The 14,919-nt window shown below is 65.5% G+C and carries 16 protein-coding genes; 8 read left to right on the top strand and 8 right to left on the bottom strand.

The features are described from left to right. Positions 1-21: 21 nt before the first annotated feature. The 3 genes from lpdA (at position 22) to ACE3Q6_RS01310 (ending at position 3,363) form a co-directional block, all read left to right on the top strand. Positions 22-1,419 carry a dihydrolipoyl dehydrogenase gene (gene lpdA / locus ACE3Q6_RS01320; protein ID WP_374426965.1) on the top strand — a complete coding sequence of 466 codons (1,398 nt, stop codon included), beginning with the start codon at positions 22-24 and terminating at the stop codon, positions 1,417-1,419. Beyond that, complete coding sequence (locus ACE3Q6_RS01315; protein WP_374426962.1) at positions 1,419-1,976, top strand: class I SAM-dependent methyltransferase; 558 nt, start codon at positions 1,419-1,421, stop codon at positions 1,974-1,976. The genes lpdA and ACE3Q6_RS01315 overlap by 1 nt, the downstream gene beginning before the upstream one ends. 229 nt (positions 1,977-2,205) lie before the next feature. Next, entirely contained in the window at positions 2,206-3,363 is a 1,158-nt protein-coding gene (locus ACE3Q6_RS01310; protein ID WP_374426959.1) for an MFS transporter, read from the top strand. Here ACE3Q6_RS01310 and ACE3Q6_RS01305 read toward each other — a convergent pair. Continuing rightward, positions 3,360-3,716, bottom strand: a complete 357-nt coding sequence (locus ACE3Q6_RS01305; RefSeq protein ID WP_374426956.1) for a rhodanese-like domain-containing protein — start codon at positions 3,714-3,716, stop codon at positions 3,360-3,362. The two genes, ACE3Q6_RS01310 and ACE3Q6_RS01305, sit on opposite strands and share 4 nt — an antisense overlap. A gap of 159 nt (positions 3,717-3,875) precedes the next feature. Here ACE3Q6_RS01305 and uvrA point away from each other — a divergent pair, with 159 nt between their 5' ends. Further along, complete coding sequence (gene uvrA / locus ACE3Q6_RS01300; protein WP_374426953.1) at positions 3,876-6,740, top strand: excinuclease ABC subunit UvrA; 2,865 nt, start codon at positions 3,876-3,878, stop codon at positions 6,738-6,740. Positions 6,741-6,772: 32 nt separating this feature from the next. Here uvrA and ACE3Q6_RS01295 read toward each other — a convergent pair whose 3' ends face one another. The 3 genes from ACE3Q6_RS01295 to ACE3Q6_RS01285 all read right to left on the bottom strand — a co-directional run bounded on the left by ACE3Q6_RS01295 (position 6,773) and on the right by ACE3Q6_RS01285 (position 9,136). Next, positions 6,773-7,132: a hypothetical protein gene (locus ACE3Q6_RS01295; RefSeq protein WP_374426951.1), complete on the bottom strand. Its 360-nt coding sequence runs from the start codon at positions 7,130-7,132 to the stop codon at positions 6,773-6,775. An 84-nt stretch (positions 7,133-7,216) separates the two neighbouring features. After that, entirely contained in the window at positions 7,217-7,558 is a 342-nt protein-coding gene (locus ACE3Q6_RS01290; RefSeq protein ID WP_374426948.1) for a hypothetical protein, read from the bottom strand. Positions 7,559-7,636: 78 nt separating this feature from the next. Then, positions 7,637-9,136 carry a CoA-acylating methylmalonate-semialdehyde dehydrogenase gene (locus ACE3Q6_RS01285; protein ID WP_374426945.1) on the bottom strand — a complete coding sequence of 500 codons (1,500 nt, stop codon included), beginning with the start codon at positions 9,134-9,136 and terminating at the stop codon, positions 7,637-7,639. A gap of 91 nt (positions 9,137-9,227) precedes the next feature. On the opposite strand from ACE3Q6_RS01285, the gene ACE3Q6_RS01280 reads away from it, so the two are divergent. The 4 genes from ACE3Q6_RS01280 to ACE3Q6_RS01265 all read left to right on the top strand — a co-directional run bounded on the left by ACE3Q6_RS01280 (position 9,228) and on the right by ACE3Q6_RS01265 (position 12,250). Continuing rightward, a complete protein-coding gene (locus ACE3Q6_RS01280) occupies positions 9,228-10,127 on the top strand; it encodes a LysR family transcriptional regulator (protein WP_374426942.1) in 900 nt (299 codons plus the stop codon). A 55-nt stretch (positions 10,128-10,182) separates the two neighbouring features. Further along, positions 10,183-10,617 carry a CBS domain-containing protein gene (locus ACE3Q6_RS01275; protein WP_374426939.1) on the top strand — a complete coding sequence of 145 codons (435 nt, stop codon included), beginning with the start codon at positions 10,183-10,185 and terminating at the stop codon, positions 10,615-10,617. A gap of 70 nt (positions 10,618-10,687) precedes the next feature. Then, entirely contained in the window at positions 10,688-11,182 is a 495-nt protein-coding gene (coaD, locus tag ACE3Q6_RS01270) for a pantetheine-phosphate adenylyltransferase (protein WP_374426936.1), read from the top strand. A 48-nt stretch (positions 11,183-11,230) separates the two neighbouring features. Continuing rightward, on the top strand, positions 11,231-12,250 hold the full coding sequence (locus tag ACE3Q6_RS01265; RefSeq protein ID WP_374426933.1) for a sensor histidine kinase: 1,020 nt from the start codon (positions 11,231-11,233) through the stop codon (positions 12,248-12,250). Positions 12,251-12,261: 11 nt separating this feature from the next. On the opposite strand, the gene ACE3Q6_RS01260 is transcribed toward ACE3Q6_RS01265, so the two are convergent. The 4 genes from ACE3Q6_RS01260 to gap (ACE3Q6_RS01245) all read right to left on the bottom strand — a co-directional run bounded on the left by ACE3Q6_RS01260 (position 12,262) and on the right by gap (ACE3Q6_RS01245) (position 14,868). Further along, positions 12,262-12,438 carry a DUF1127 domain-containing protein gene (locus tag ACE3Q6_RS01260; RefSeq protein ID WP_374426930.1) on the bottom strand — a complete coding sequence of 59 codons (177 nt, stop codon included), beginning with the start codon at positions 12,436-12,438 and terminating at the stop codon, positions 12,262-12,264. A gap of 170 nt (positions 12,439-12,608) precedes the next feature. Further along, on the bottom strand, positions 12,609-13,610 hold the full coding sequence (gap, locus tag ACE3Q6_RS01255) for a type I glyceraldehyde-3-phosphate dehydrogenase (protein ID WP_374426927.1): 1,002 nt from the start codon (positions 13,608-13,610) through the stop codon (positions 12,609-12,611). Between the two features lie 82 nt (positions 13,611-13,692). Next, on the bottom strand, positions 13,693-13,836 hold the full coding sequence (locus ACE3Q6_RS01250) for a glyceraldehyde-3-phosphate dehydrogenase (protein WP_374426924.1): 144 nt from the start codon (positions 13,834-13,836) through the stop codon (positions 13,693-13,695). A gap of 30 nt (positions 13,837-13,866) precedes the next feature. Then, positions 13,867-14,868 (bottom strand): type I glyceraldehyde-3-phosphate dehydrogenase, encoded by a 1,002-nt coding sequence (gene gap, locus ACE3Q6_RS01245; RefSeq protein ID WP_374426921.1) that lies wholly within the window; start codon positions 14,866-14,868, stop codon positions 13,867-13,869. Between the last annotated feature and the right edge of the window lie 51 nt (positions 14,869-14,919).

The raw sequence follows: 14,919 nt of genomic DNA, 5'->3' as shown, positions 1-14,919 counted from the left end.
CTTTTTCTGGAGGAGGGAAAGATGGCTGCCCAAAGCTTCGACGTGATCGTGATCGGTGCCGGACCGGGGGGCTATGTCGCCGCCATCCGCGCCAGCCAGCTCGGCCTGAAGGTCGCCATCGTCGAACGCGAACACCTGGGCGGCATCTGCCTGAACTGGGGCTGCATCCCGACCAAGGCGCTTCTGCGCTCGGCCGAGGTCTTCCACCTGATGCACCGCGCCAAGGAATTCGGCCTCTCGGCCCAGGGCATCGGCTATGACCTGCCCGCCGTCGTCGCGCGTTCCCGTGCGGTGGCCAAGCAGCTCTCGGGTGGCATCGGCCATCTGATGAAGAAGAACAAGGTCACCGTCTTCATGGGCACGGCCACGCTGCCGAAGAAGGGCATCGTGTCCGTCAAGACCGACAAGGGCACCGAGGAGCTGACCGCGAAGTCCATCATCCTCGCCACCGGCGCCCGCGCGCGCGAACTGCCGGGGCTGGAGGCTGACGGCGATCTCGTCTGGTCGTACAAGCACGCCCTCGTCGCCAGCCGGATGCCGAAGAAGCTTCTCGTCATCGGCTCGGGTGCCATCGGCATCGAATTTGCGAGCTTCTTCAACACCCTGGGCGCGGACACCACCGTCGTTGAAGTCATGGACCGCATCCTTCCCGTCGAAGACGCCGAGATCAGCGCCTTTGCCAAGAAGCAGTTCGTGAAGCAGGGCATGAAGATCCTGGAGAAGGCTGCGGTGAAGAAACTCGACCGCAAGCCGGGGCAGGGGGTCACCGCCCATATCGAGCAGGACGGGAAGGTCGCCACGCAGGACTTCGACACGGTCATCAGCGCCGTGGGCATCGTCGGCAACGTGGAGAATCTGGGGCTTGAGGCCCTGGGCGTGAAGATAGACCGCACCCATGTCGTGACTGACGAATACTGCCGCACCGGGGTCGAGGGGCTTTATGCCATCGGCGACATCGCCGGAGCGCCCTGGCTTGCCCACAAGGCCAGCCACGAAGGCGTCATGGTCGCCGAACTGATCGCGGGCGGCCATCCGCATCCGATCAAGCCGAACTCCATCGCCGGCTGCACCTATTGCCACCCGCAGGTGGCCTCGGTGGGCCTGACGGAAGCCAAGGCGAAAGAGGCGGGCTATCAGGTCAAGGTCGGCCGCTTCCCCTTCATCGGCAATGGCAAGGCCATCGCGCTCGGCGAACAGGAAGGCATGGTGAAAACCGTTTTCGATGCCAAGACCGGGGAGCTTCTGGGCGCCCACATGGTAGGCGCGGAAGTGACCGAGCTGATCCAGGGCTATGTTGTCGGGCGCACGCTGGAGACGACCGAGGAAGACCTGATGAACACCGTCTTCCCGCACCCGACCTTGTCCGAGATGATGCACGAGGCCGTTCTCGACGCCTACGGACGCGCGCTTCACATCTGATGCGGTCGCTGAACCGGGCCGTCATGCAGCGGGAAAGCCGGGACTGGATCACCAGTCTTGGCCCCGAGCAGCTGGACGTCCTGGAGCTTTCGGGCAAATGGGGCGAGAGCTTCCCCTTCCGCAGCTACCAAGCGCTGAACCGCTGGAAGTTCGACCCTTGCAAGGGGCCGATGCTGGACGAGGCCGGCAAGGTCGCCCGTTTCGACCTGATTCTGGCCAACCAGGTCTGGGAGCATCTTGACCGCCCCTATGCAGCCACCCGCAACATCTACCGGATGCTGCGGAAAGGCGGCTGGTTCTGGGTGGCAGTCCCGTTCTTCGCGCCCTTCCACGGGGCGCCGGTCGACTGTTCGCGCTGGACCGCGCGCGGGTTGAAGAACCTGCTGGTTGAAAGCGGTTTTCAGGAGGATTTCGTGCAGTCCTTCCAATGGGGCAACCGCCACGTCGCGCAGCGGAACCTTGAGGTTCCCTGGCCGCCCGCCCTGCGCGATGACGACGACCTGACGAACGACCCGGACTTTCCGGTCGTCGCCTGGGCGATGGCTCAGAAGGACTAGGCAGGCTCCTCGTGCGCCTTCGGCTTCTCGTCGCAGAGAAAGCGAATACTTTATCCGGCTCCCGCCCGGACCTCAGCGAGGAGCCACGAAGTCGACGACGGGCGGTTTTGCAAAAGTAAAGAAACCCCTAACGCCCGCGGTCAAGCCTTTGAAAAGACGAACAGACCCGCGTTTGTCCACTGTGGACACCCCTCTGGTCTCCCGCCCCCAAACCGGCTACCAATCCGGAATGCGCCCGCTTCCCCCCATGCTCCTCGTCCTCCTCCTCTGGGCCGCCGGCCTCGGCGCCGCCGCCCAGTTCGGGAAGATTTCCATCCTCTACGAGGACCTCCGCGCCTCCTATGGCGGGAATGGCGAGGTCGCCCTCGGCCTCGTCGTCTCCATTGTCGGGATGGTCGGCCTGATCTTCGGCACGACCGCCGGCCTCCTCGTCGCCCGCATCGGCCCCCGCCGCGCCATCGTGGCCGCGCTGGCCGCCGGGGCCGCGATGTCCGCCCTCCAGAGCCTGATGCCCGCCTACCCCCTGATGCTGGCCTCCCGCATCATCGAGGGCGCCTCCCACCTCGCCATCGTCGTCGTCGGTCCCACAATGATCGCGGCCTTGGCCCCCGAACACCGCCGCCCCCTCGCCATGACCCTCTGGTCCAGCTTCTTCGGCGTCACCTACACCATCCTCGCCCTGATCGGCCCGCTTGCGACGCCTACCGGGCTCTTCCTCGGCCACGCCGCCTATATGGCCGTCCTTGCCGGGATCCTGGCCCTGACCCTGCCACCCGACCCGAAGGGGCAGGCGCTCCCGATGGGCAACCTCCTCGCCCAGCACGCCGCCATCTACCTCTCCCCCCGCCTCGCCGCCCCCGCGATGGGGTTCTGCTGCTACACCTTCCTCTACGTCGCCGTCCTAACGCTCCTGCCCCCGGAAACCCCGGCCACCAATCGCGCCCTCATCGCCGCGGGGATGCCCCTCGTCTCCATCGCCGTTTCGCTGACGCTGGGCGTTTGGCTCCTCGGCCGCATGTCCGCGGTTCGCCTGGTTCAGCTCGGCTACGCCGTCGCCGTCCCGGGCTTCCTGATCCTGTGGCTCAGCTGGGGGGAGGGGGCGGGCATGGTGGCGGGCGGCTTCCTCCTGTCGGGCGCGCTTGGCATTGTCCAAGGTGCAAGCTTCGCCTCGATCCCGGAACTGAACGCCAGTCCCGAAGACCGCGCGCGGGCGGCCGGGGCGGTCGCCCAGCTGGGGAACCTGGGGACCACCACCGGTACGCCGGTCCTCGCCGCCCTTCTGGCCAGCACCGGACCTGCCGGCTTGGCAACGGCGGCTCTCCTCCTCTGCGGCGTCGGCATTGCCGTCCACGCCCTGCAGAAGGCCCGCCGCGCCCGCTTGGTCTAGTAGGCGACGACCTTCCCGCCGCCCGCCGCCCAGTCGCGCAAGCCGCCGATGTTGACGACCGGCCCGTAGCCCAGCCGCGCCAGCGCATCCGCCGCCATCGCCGACCGCCCGCCCGCAGCGCAGTAGACCGCCACCGGCATCCCATGTGGCAGCTCGCAATCCGGGTGCTTCGGGTCGGCCTTCAGGCCGAGCAGCGACAGCGGGATCAACCGCGCCCCTTGCGCCACGCCAGAGGCCTTGGCCTCGGCAACCTCACGGACATCGATCAGGAGCATCCGGCCCTGGGCCACCTGATCGGCGATTTCGGCAATGGAGGGGCGGGCTTGGGGTTGGGAGGGGAAGGCAGACAGCATCGGGAACACCTCGTTTGAAGGACAATACCTATATAGCTTGGAAGATGACAAAGTAAAGCCCGCCTGATCCTGTTGTGCGTTCATGTTCCGTTCACTTTTTCCGGTTGGAGACTCGGCGAATTCGCACTATGTCTTGCGCCTGCACCTTTGGGGTCGGTCATGGCGGAACAGAAGTTCATCGAAGTGCGCGGTGCGCGCGAGCATAACCTGAAGGGCGTGGACGTCGCGATTCCGCGCGACCAGTTGGTGGTGATTACCGGGCTTTCAGGGTCGGGCAAGTCATCCCTGGCCTTCGACACGATCTATGCGGAAGGCCAGCGGCGGTATGTCGAAAGCCTGTCGGCCTATGCCCGACAGTTCCTCGACATGATGGGCAAGCCGGATGTCGACCACATCTCCGGCCTCTCGCCCGCCATCAGTATCGAACAGAAGACCACCTCGAAGAACCCGCGGTCGACCGTCGGCACGGTGACCGAGATCTATGACTATCTCCGCCTGCTGTTCGCCCGCGTGGGAACACCCTATTCCCCCGCGACCGGCCTGCCGATCACCGCGATGCAGGTGCAGGACATGGTCGACGCCGTCATGGCGATGGCCGAGGGGACGCGCGCCTATCTGCTGGCCCCGATCATCCGGGACCGGAAGGGCGAGTACAAGAAGGAGTTCCTGGAGCTTCGGAAACAGGGCTTCCAGCGCGTCAAGGTCAACGGGGCCTTCTATGAGCTGGAAGAGCCGCCGACCCTGGACAAGAAGTTCCGCCACAACATCGACGTCGTGGTGGACCGGATCGTCGTGCGGGAAGGGATCGAGACGCGGCTCGCGGACAGCTTCCGCACCGCGCTGAACCTGGCGGACGGGATCGCGGTCATCGAACTGGCCGACGTCGCCGAAGGCGCGGAGCCCACCCGCATCACCTATTCCGAGAAATTCGCCTGTCCGGTCAGCGGCTTCACCATCGCCGAAATCGAGCCGCGCCTCTTTTCCTTCAACGCCCCCTTCGGCGCCTGCCCGGTCTGCGACGGGTTGGGAATGGAGCTCTTCTTCGACGAACGCTTGGTCGTCCCCGACCAGAACCTGACGCTCCTGCAAGGCGCCATCGCGCCCTGGGCCAAGTCAAAATCGCCCTACCTGACCCAGACGATGGAGGCCTTGTCCAAGCACTATGGCTTCAACCTGAAGGCCAAGTGGAAAGACCTGCCGGAGACCGTGAAGGAGCTGTTCCTGCGCGGCTCGAAAGGCGAGGAGATCGAGTTCCGCTATGACGAGGGCGGGAGGGTCTACCAGGTCAAGCGGGTCTATGAGGGGATCATCCCCAACATGGAACGCCGTTACCGCGAGACCGACAGCGCCTGGTCCCGCGAGGAGATGGAGCGCTTCCAGTCGAACCGCGCCTGCGGGGCCTGTGGCGGCTACCGGCTGAAGCCCGAGGCGCTGGCGGTGAAGATCGCGGGGCTGCACATCGGGCAGGTGGTGCAGATGTCCATCAGCGAAAGCCTCGCCTGGGTCGAGGGGGTGGCCGACACGCTGACCAAGCAGCAGAACGAGATCGCGCGGGCGATCCTTAAGGAAATCCGCGAACGTCTTGGATTCCTTGTGAATGTCGGCCTCAACTACCTGACGATGAGCCGCGCGGCGGGCACGCTTTCGGGCGGGGAGTCGCAGCGGATCCGCCTGGCGTCCCAGATCGGGAGCGGCCTGACCGGAGTGCTGTATGTGCTGGACGAGCCGTCGATCGGGTTGCATCAGCGCGACAACGACCGGCTTCTGACCACGCTGAAGAACCTGCGCGACGCGGGGAACACGGTGCTTGTCGTCGAGCATGACGAGGACGCGATCCGCGAGGCGGATTATGTCTTCGACATGGGGCCGGGGGCCGGGGTGCATGGCGGGATGGTCGTGAGCCACGGCACGCCGCAAGAGGTGGCAGCGGACCCGGCCAGCCTGACCGGGCAGTACCTTTCGGGTGCGCGGGAGATTTCCGTGCCGAAGACCCGCCGCAAGGGGAATGGCAAGACGCTGACCGTGGTCGGCGCGACGGGCAACAACCTGAAGAACGTCACGGCGGAGTTTCCGCTGGGCAAGTTCGTCTGCGTGACGGGCGTGTCGGGGGGCGGGAAGTCCTCGCTCACCATCGAGACCCTGTTCAAGACCGCCGCCATGCGCCTGAATGGCGCGCATGAGACGCCGGCGCCTTGCGAGACGATCAAGGGGTTCGAGCATCTGGACAAGGTCATCGACATCGACCAGCGCCCCATTGGCCGCACCCCCCGGTCGAACCCGGCGACCTACACGGGCGCCTTCACCCCGATCCGCGACTGGTTCGCCGGGCTGCCGGAGTCGAAAGCGCGGGGCTACGGGCCGGGAAGGTTCAGCTTCAACGTCAAGGGCGGCCGCTGCGAGGCGTGCCAGGGCGATGGTGTGCTCAAGATCGAGATGAACTTCCTGCCCGACGTCTACGTCACCTGCGAGACCTGCAAGGGCCACCGCTACAACCGCGAGACTTTGGAAATCAAGTTCAAGAACAAGAGCATCGCCGACGTTCTTGACATGACCTGCGAAGACGCGCGCGACTTCTTCCAGGCAGTCCCGGCGATCCGCGAGAAGATGGAGGCGCTGTGCGAAGTGGGCCTGGGCTACATCAAGGTCGGCCAGCAGGCGACGACGCTCTCAGGCGGTGAGGCGCAAAGGGTGAAGCTGTCCAAGGAACTCAGCCGCCGGGCCACGGGCCGGACGCTGTATATACTCGATGAGCCGACCACCGGCCTGCACTTCGAGGATGTGAGGAAACTCCTGGAAGTGCTTCATTCCCTTGTGGAACAGGGGAATACCGTGGTGGTGATCGAGCACAACCTCGACGTGGTCAAGACCGCCGACTGGGTCATCGACATCGGTCCCGAGGGTGGCGATGGCGGCGGTGAGATCGTGGCGGTCGGCACTCCGGAAGATGTGGTGAAGGTCGAGGCGAGCCATACCGGTCGCTATCTCAAGGACCTGCTGAAACCGCGGCGCATCGCGGCAGAGTAGGGTGGGCAAGTTTCCCACCCTACGCCTGTGCCTCAGTTCAGCACGTTCTCCAGGATGCGGATCGGTTCGATCACGACCAGGTTGCTCTGCTTGACGCGAACGATCTGGTTGTCGATCACCACATAGACCGTGTCGTCCGCGATGGGCGTCAGGGAAAGCTCCTCCCATTCCGCCTCGGGGATGATCACGTAGTCGCCGCGGATGCGGTCACCTTCGACATAGACGCGATCGGGGGTCCAGGACTTGCCGACCTGGCCGGGGGGCACGCAGGCGGGGTCCTTCTTGGCCAGGCCCGGCGGACAGGTCTTGATGACCGTGTCGGCCAGAACCGGCGTTCCCGCCACAGTAAAAGCCGCAACGGTGGCGGCGAGGATGGTCTTGATGCGGGGCATGTCAGCCTCCTTTTCTGCTCCGTTCTGCAGGGAGAACGGCCAGTTCGGGCCTGGGGTTCCGGATGCCCACCCTCTCGGCAGGTTTCAGCGCAGATGCGAGGTGCGGCGGCTGCGGATCACCTCGAGCACCTCGCCCGAGCCGTTCAGCACCCTGTAGACGACGCCGGACAGCGCGTAGTAGCGCCAGGTCCCGTCGGAAGGCGCAAGGCCATAGCGCGCGGGGTCCATGACGAAGGAGTGGTCCTCGACGGGAAAGCGGTCGCCGACGAGATAGGGCGTGACGGTGGGCTTGACCTTCAGCACCTTGCGAGCGGGAAGCGGGTCGTCCAGAGGTCGCTCGCAGACCGAGGCGACAATCGAGCCGCATTCGGCGGCGACGCCGGGCAGGGGTGACAGCAGCAGAAGGGAAAGGATCAGGGGTCGCATGCGCGCCTCGCCAGCGGGGTGGCGAGGGAACGCGACGAGGACGGGCGCGGTTCCCGCAGGAAACCGCGCCCGAAAGGCTTAGTCCAGCGCCTTGAAGTTCAGGCTGGCACCTTCCTTGATGCCAGAGAACCAGCGCGCCGTGACGGTCTTGGTCTTGGTGTAGAAGCGGAAGGCGTCGGGGCCGTACTGGTTCAGGTCGCCGAAGGCCGACTTCTTCCAGCCGCCGAAGGAGAAGTACGACAGCGGCACCGGGATCGGGAAGTTGATGCCGACCATGCCGACGTTCACCCGGCTTGCGAAGTCGCGCGCCGTGTCGCCATCGGCGGTGAAGATCGCGGTCCCGTTGCCGTATTCGTTGTCCATCACCAGCTTCAGCGCCTGGTCATAGGACCCCGCGCGGACGGTGGAGAGGACCGGCCCGAAGATCTCTTGCTTGTAGATCTCCATGTCCGGGGTGACGTGGTCGAAAAGCGAGGGGCCGACGAAGAAGCCGTTCTCATAGCCCTGCAACTTGAAGCCGCGGCCGTCGACCACCAGCTTCGCGCCCTGTTCGACGCCCGAGTTGATCAGGCCCAGGATGCGGTCCTTGGACTGCTTGGTGATGACGGGGCCGAAATCGATATCATTTCCAGCGGTATAGGGGCCGACCTTCAACTTCTCGATCCGCGGGATCAGGCGTTCGATCAGCGCATCGGCGGTCTTTTCGCCGACCGGGACGGCCACCGAAATCGCCATGCAGCGTTCGCCCGCCGCGCCATAGCCCGCGCCCACCAGCGCGTCCGCGGCCTTGTCGAGGTCGGCGTCCGGCATGATGATCATGTGGTTCTTGGCGCCACCGAAGCACTGGGCGCGCTTGCCGTTCGCGGCGGCGCGGCCATAGATGTACTGCGCGATCGGGGTGGAACCCACGAAGCCCACGCCCTGGATCACCGGGTGGTCAAGGATGCCGTCGACGACGTCCTTGTCCCCGTTCACCACCTGCAAGACGCCATCCGGCAGGCCTGCCTGTTGCAGGAGTTCCGCGAGGAAGAGCGAGGTCGAAGGCACCCGTTCCGACGGCTTCAGGATCATCGCATTGCCCGAGGAGAGGGCGGGGCCGATCTTCCACAGCGGGATCATGGCGGGGAAGTTGAACGGCGTGATTCCGGCAACGACGCCAAGGGGTTGGCGGATGGCGTAAAGGTCGATGCCGGGGCCGGCCGAGTCCATCGCCTCGCCCTTCAGCATGGCGGGGGCGCCCATGCAGACTTCGATCACTTCAAGACCGCGCTGCACGTCGCCCTTGGCGTCGGGGATGGTCTTGCCGTGCTCGCGGCTGACCATCTCGGCAAGCTTGTCCATGTTCTGGTTGATCAGCGCGCCAAAGGCCATCATCACGCGGGCGCGGCGCTGCGGGTTGGTGGCGGCCCAGGCGACCTGCGCCTTGGCGGCCTCCTGGATCGCGTGGTCCAGTTCGGCTTGCGTGGCCAGCGCGACCCGCGCCTGCACTTCGCCGGTGGCGGGGTTCATGACATCGGCGAAGCGGCCCGACGTGCCCTTCACCATCTTGCCGTTGATCCAGTGTCCGATCTCTTGCATGGAATCCTCCCTTGAGTTGGCGCCCTTTTACTCTTGCACAAACGCCAGACAAAGCGGCAATGTGCCAAAAGGGTTTTGCAGGAATGCACGGATGGACTGGGACGACCTGCGCGTGTTCCTTGCCGTGGCGCGGACGGAAAGCCTGTCTGCGGCGGGCAAGCGACTGAAGATCGACCCGGCCACCGTGGGCCGCCGCATCGCCCGCCTGGAAGAGGCGACCAAGGCGCGGCTCTTCACCAAATCGCCGCAGGGGTATGCGCTGACCGAAGAGGGCGCGCGGCTGATCCCCCATGCGGAGCAGGCAGAGCGGGCGGCGCTGGGGGCCGAGGAGAGCCTCTCCGGCCCCGGTGGCCTGACCGGCCTCATCCGCCTCGGCGCGCCGGATGGTTGCGCGAACTACCTGCTGCCGCAGGTCCTGGCGCGGATCTGCGATGTGAATCCGGGGTTGGAGGTGCAGATCGTCGCACTTCCCCGCGTCTTCAACCTGTCGAAGCGCGAAGCGGACATGGCCATCGCCGTTTCGCGCCCGGAGGCGGGAAGGCTGACCGTGCAGAAGCTGACCGACTACCGGCTGCATCTGGCGGCCAGCCGTGACTACCTTGCCAAGGCCCCGCCGATCCGCGCGCCCCAGGACCTGCAGGCGCACCGGATCGTCGGCTACATCCCCGACATGATCTTCGACAAGGAACTCGACTACCTGGCCGAGATCGGGATCGGCCCGGCCACGCTCAGCTCGAACTCGGTTTCCGTCCAGCTCAACTGGCTGCGCACCGGGGCAGGGGTCGGCGTCGTCCACGACTTCGCCCTTCCCGCCGCGCCCGAGTTGACCCGCATCCTGACCGACCGCATCCATCTCACTCGCAGCTTCTGGCTGATCCGCCATGAAAGCGACGCGCGGCTTGACCGGCTGAACCGCTTCGCCGACCAGCTGACCCGCGAGGCGCGGGCCGAGATGGGCCGGCTTGACGCCCTGGTCGCATCGCACGCTTGACAGAATCCCCTTGTCGGACGGACCCTTGGCTTCCGGTCAGAGGAGGGGCCGTCCCATGCTCGTACAGCAGATCCTCGCATCCAAAGGCGATCTCGGCGTTATCACCGTGGCACCCGGTACAACGGTCCAGGAGGTCGCCGAGCTTCTGTCCGCCAAGCGCATCGGCGCGGTGATCGTCTCGTCCGACGGCAAGTCGGCCCGGGGGATCGTCTCGGAGCGCGACATCGTGCGCGAGCTGGGCCGGCGCGGCGCGGCCTGCCTGTCCGAGCCGGTTGAATCCCTGATGACGGCGAAGATCATCCACTGCACCCGGACGGAAGGCACCGACGCGGTCCTCGGCCGGATGACCGACGGGCGCTTCCGTCACATGCCGGTCATCGAGGAGGGCCAGATGGTCGGCCTCATCTCCATCGGTGACGTGGTCAAAGCGCGGCTGATGGAGCTTGCGGCGGAAAAGGAAGCGCTTGAGGGCATGATCAAGGGATTCTAGGGCGGAAATGCGCTTGCGCCCGTCCGCGCAATATCGTTGCGTGCGCGGGTGACGCTGCCAAGGGGGAGCCATGCGCATCGGGCTTTATCCGGGAACCTTCGACCCGATCACTCTGGGCCATATCGACATCATCCAGCGCGCGATGGCGCTGGTCGACCGGCTGGTGATCGGGGTGGCGATCAACCGGGACAAGGGGCCGCTCTTCAGCCTTGAGGAACGCGTCGCGATGGTCGAGGCGGAATGTGCCGCGATCCAGGCCAAGACCGGGGGAGAGATCGTCGTCCACCCGTTCGAGAACCTGCTGATCGACTGCGCCCGCGACGTGGGCGCGGGGATCATTGTCCGCGGCCTGCGCGCCGTGGCGGATTTCGAATACGAATTCCAGATGGTGGGCATGAACCGGGCGCTCGATTCCTCGATCGAGACGGTGTTCATGATGGCCGACGCCCGGCGGCAGGCCATCGCCTCGAAACTGGTGAAGGAAATCGCCCGACTGGGCGGGGACGTTTCCAAATTCGTGACGCCTCCCGTACAGTCAGCCTTGAAAGCCCATCTCAAGCGGTAGCATAAATCGCGACAGGGGCTCTTGCGCCCGCGAGCGGTGGAGTAAGCGGTGCAGGGTCGCAGCCTTGTGGAAACGATCAGCCGTTGGGACCCGGTGCAGGTTCCGCTGCCGCTGCGCTGGGGGCTGACGCTTCTGGCCTTTGTCCTGGCCTTCGTGATCCGCTACCAGCTGGACGGCACCTTGCCCCCCGGCTTTCCCTATCTGACCTTCTTTCCCGCGATCATCCTGTGCAGCTACTTCCTTGGCACCGCCTGCGGGATCGCCGTGGCGGTGGCGGGCCTGTTCACGGCCTGGTACTTCTTCATCCCGCCGGTCAACAGCTTCGCCCTGACCGGGGCCAGCGTCATCGCACTGGTGTTCTACGTCTTCATCGCGGTCACTGACATCGGCCTTGTCGCCCTGGCGCAGCACGCGCTGCGGGCGCTGGACGCCGAGCGCCAGGCGAAAGCGATCCTGGCCGAACAGCGGCGGCTGATGTTCCACGAATTGCAGCACCGGGTCTCGAACAACCTGGCCACGGTGTCCGGGCTGATGAAATTGCAGCGACGCCTGGTCAGCGACGAGGCGGCGGGGCTGGCGCTGGACGATTCCGTGCGCCGGATCGACCTGGTCGCCCGGATCATGCGCAACCTCCACGACCCGTCCGGCCAGACCGTGGACATGTCGCGCTTCCTGGCCGACACCAGCCGGGACCTTCTGGAAAGTGCCGGGGCGGCGAACCGCGTGAAGCTGTCGGTCGATGCCGTGCCGCTTCACGTCGGGGCAGAGGTCTCGGTTCCCCTTGGACTGATCGCGACCGAGTTGCTGGCGAACACCCTTGAACACGCCTTCCCCGGCGAGAAGCAGGGGCAGATCGCTGTCCTGCTGACGCATGCAAGCGACCGCGGGCGCGCGGTGCTGCGCATCAGGGACGACGGGCAGGGGCTGCCCGAAGGCTTCGACATCGACCGGGCCCGCAGCCTGGGCCTGTCCATCGCACGGCAGTTCGCCAAACAATTGGGCGGCACCCTTGCTATGGAGCGCCGCCCGGAGGGTGGGACCGAGGCCCACCTGGAATTCAGTCACTAAGCCCGGTGGGCTCAGGCCGCCTTGCCATACACGGCTTCGCGCGCGATCCGGTCCGCGTCGCCCGGGTAGATCCCGAGGTCCAGCGCCACGTCGGCGGGCAGGTTGGCAATCTCGTTGCGGGTCTGGCGGTAAAGCGCGTAGTTCGCGGCCGCCGTTTTCAGCATTTCAAACACAGAGGTCATCGTCATCGTCCTTTTCTCTTGGCGAGAGCTGCTATCCCTCTCGCATGGCCGGAACATATGCTTTCGAGGGGCGCCAACAACGGCCAATGCTGCGGTGCGGCTATGCAAGGTTTGCATGGCTTGAAATGCAAAAAAGGGCACCGATTGGTGCCCCTTCTGCCACGATTTCAAAGGGTTCAGATCAGCTTGCCCATCGCCACGGCCGTATCAGCCATGCGGTTCGAGAAGCCCCATTCGTTGTCATACCAGCTCAGGATCGACACGAAGGTCCCGTCCATCACCTTGGTCTGGTCCATGTGGAAGACCGAGGAATGCGGGTCGTGGTTGAAGTCCGACGACACGAGCTTTTCGTTCGTGTAGCCGAGGATCCCCTTCAGCGGACCATCGGCGGCGGCCTTGATCGCGGCATTCACTTCCTCGACCGTCGTCGCGCGCTTGGCGATGAACTTCAGGTCCACGACCGAGACGTTGGGCGTCGGCACGCGCATCGCGAAGCCGTCGAGCTTGCCCTTCAACTCCGGCAGGACCAGGCCCACGGCCTTGGCCGCGCCGGTCGAGGTCGGGATCATCGACAGCGCCGCAGCCCGGGCGCGGTAGAGGTCCTTGTGCATCGTGTCCAGCGTCGGCTGGTCGCCGGTGTAGCTGTGGATCGTGGTCATCATGCCCTTCTCGATCCCGATGGCGTTGTTCAGCACATAGGCCACGGGCGACAGGCAGTTCGTCGTGCAGGACGCGTTCGAGACGACGATGTCATCCTTCGTCAGCGTGTTGTGGTTCACGCCGTAGACGATGGTCTTGTCCGCGCCGTCGCCGGGGGCGCTGATCAGCACACGCTTCGCGCCGTTCTCCAGGTGCGGCAGGCACTTTTCCTTCGAGGTGAAGATGCCGGTGCATTCCATCACGATGTCGACGTCAGACCAGGGCAGGTCAGCCGGGTTCTTCAGCGCCGTGACGCGGATCGGGCCGCGGCCCACGTCGATGGTGTCCGCGCCGGTGGTCACCGTCGCCGGGAACTTTCCGTGCACCGAATCGTAGCGCAGCAGGTGGGCGTTGGTCTCCACCGGGCCGAGGTCGTTGATCGCGACGACTTCGATGTCGGTGCGGCCGGACTCGATGATGGCGCGCAGCACGTTGCGCCCGATGCGTCCGAACCCGTTGATGGCAACCTTGACGGCCATGACTCTTCCTCCGAAGCTGGGGGTATCCCGATAGCGCTAACAAAGCCATATCGGCGGGAATTGCAACCGCAGTTTGACGGTCTCAGTTCCAGAAATCCACCCATTCGATGAGGTCGAGGAACTTCCGCGCCAGAAAGAACAGCGCCGACCCGCCGTTCAAGGCAAGGTCGGCGATGATCCCGGCGACGATGAGAAGTCCCAGCCAGAGCGCGATGGTGTTGGTCAAGACGGCCCCCAAGGGGCCATCCCGCCCCGATTACTGCGCGAGCCGCCCCAGGACGCCGGCCACGTCGGCCATCCGGCAGGAGAAGCCCCATTCGTTGTCATACCACGCCAGCACGCGGACGGAACGGCCCGCGACCTTGGTCTGGTCGGGCGCGAAGATCGACGATTGCGGCGTGTGGTTGAAGTCGATGGATACCTTCGGTTCGGGGTCATAGGCCATGACCATGCCCATGTAACCTGCGCAGGCTTCCCTTACGATTTCGTTGACCTCGGCCACCGTGACCGACTTCTGCGCGATGAAGGTCAGGTCCACCGCGCTGACGTTCGGCGTCGGCACCCGGATCGCGCTGCCTTCCAGCTTCCCCGCCAGCTCCGGCAGCACCTCGCCGATGGCTTTCCCGGCCCCGGTCGAGGTCGGGATCATCGCCATCGCTGCCGCGCGGGCGCGATAGAGGTCCTTGTGCCGCCGGTCCAGCGTCGGCTGGTCGCCGGTATAGCTGTGGATCGTGGTCATGATCCCCGATTCGATCCCGATCGCCTCGTTCAGCACCTTGGCGAGCGGCGCCAGGCAGTTCGTCGTGCAGGACGCGTTCGACACCACCAGATGCTCGGGGAGGAGGCTCCGATGGTTCACGCCGTAGACCACCGTCAGGTCCGCCCGCTTGGCCGGGGCCGAGACCAGCACCCGCTTCGCGCCGCGCCCCAGGTGCACCGCCGCCTTGTCGCGGTCGTTGAACTTTCCGGTGCATTCCAGCACCACGTCGACGCCCGACCAGTCCAGTTCCTCGGGGTTGTAGGTCGACATCATCCGGATCGGCCCGCGGCCAAGGTCCAGCCCGTCGTCGGTCACCTTCACCACGCCGGGGAAGCGGCCGTGGACGCTGTCATAGCGCAGCAGATGGGCGTTCGTCTCGACCGGCCCCGTGGCATTGATCGCCACCACCTGCACGTCGTTGCGGTTCGATTCCGCGATATGCGCCAGCGTGCAGCGCCCGATGCGGCCGAAGCCGTTGATGCCGACAGTCACGGTCATGAGGGAAGCTCCTTGCGAGATGCGTTGTCTTCGCCATATCCGCTCCTTGAC

It is taken from the genome of Tabrizicola sp., from assembly GCF_041913445.1.
Taxonomy (GTDB): domain Bacteria; phylum Pseudomonadota; class Alphaproteobacteria; order Rhodobacterales; family Rhodobacteraceae; genus Tabrizicola.
The sequence above is the reverse complement of the archived record's forward strand: the minus strand, read 5'-3'. Positions and strand labels throughout refer to the sequence as shown.

What these genes read in the sequence shown, in the direction of transcription:
- ACE3Q6_RS01315 (WP_374426962.1), top strand. Translation starts at nt 1,419, where the DNA reads ATGCGGTCGCTGAACCGGGCCGTCATGCAGCGGGAAAGCCGGGACTGG.
- ACE3Q6_RS01280 (WP_374426942.1), top strand. Translation starts at nt 9,228, where the DNA reads ATGGACTGGGACGACCTGCGCGTGTTCCTTGCCGTGGCGCGGACGGAA.
- coaD (WP_374426936.1), top strand. Translation starts at nt 10,688, where the DNA reads ATGCGCATCGGGCTTTATCCGGGAACCTTCGACCCGATCACTCTGGGC.
- gap (WP_374426921.1), bottom strand. Translation starts at nt 14,868, where the DNA reads ATGACCGTGACTGTCGGCATCAACGGCTTCGGCCGCATCGGGCGCTGC.
- lpdA (WP_374426965.1), top strand. Translation starts at nt 22, where the DNA reads ATGGCTGCCCAAAGCTTCGACGTGATCGTGATCGGTGCCGGACCGGGG.
- ACE3Q6_RS01305 (WP_374426956.1), bottom strand. Translation starts at nt 3,716, where the DNA reads ATGCTGTCTGCCTTCCCCTCCCAACCCCAAGCCCGCCCCTCCATTGCC.
- ACE3Q6_RS01290 (WP_374426948.1), bottom strand. Translation starts at nt 7,558, where the DNA reads ATGCGACCCCTGATCCTTTCCCTTCTGCTGCTGTCACCCCTGCCCGGC.
- gap (WP_374426927.1), bottom strand. Translation starts at nt 13,610, where the DNA reads ATGGCCGTCAAGGTTGCCATCAACGGGTTCGGACGCATCGGGCGCAAC.
- ACE3Q6_RS01295 (WP_374426951.1), bottom strand. Translation starts at nt 7,132, where the DNA reads ATGCCCCGCATCAAGACCATCCTCGCCGCCACCGTTGCGGCTTTTACT.
- ACE3Q6_RS01260 (WP_374426930.1), bottom strand. Translation starts at nt 12,438, where the DNA reads ATGACGATGACCTCTGTGTTTGAAATGCTGAAAACGGCGGCCGCGAAC.
- ACE3Q6_RS01310 (WP_374426959.1), top strand. Translation starts at nt 2,206, where the DNA reads ATGCGCCCGCTTCCCCCCATGCTCCTCGTCCTCCTCCTCTGGGCCGCC.
- ACE3Q6_RS01285 (WP_374426945.1), bottom strand. Translation starts at nt 9,136, where the DNA reads ATGCAAGAGATCGGACACTGGATCAACGGCAAGATGGTGAAGGGCACG.
- uvrA (WP_374426953.1), top strand. Translation starts at nt 3,876, where the DNA reads ATGGCGGAACAGAAGTTCATCGAAGTGCGCGGTGCGCGCGAGCATAAC.
- ACE3Q6_RS01275 (WP_374426939.1), top strand. Translation starts at nt 10,183, where the DNA reads ATGCTCGTACAGCAGATCCTCGCATCCAAAGGCGATCTCGGCGTTATC.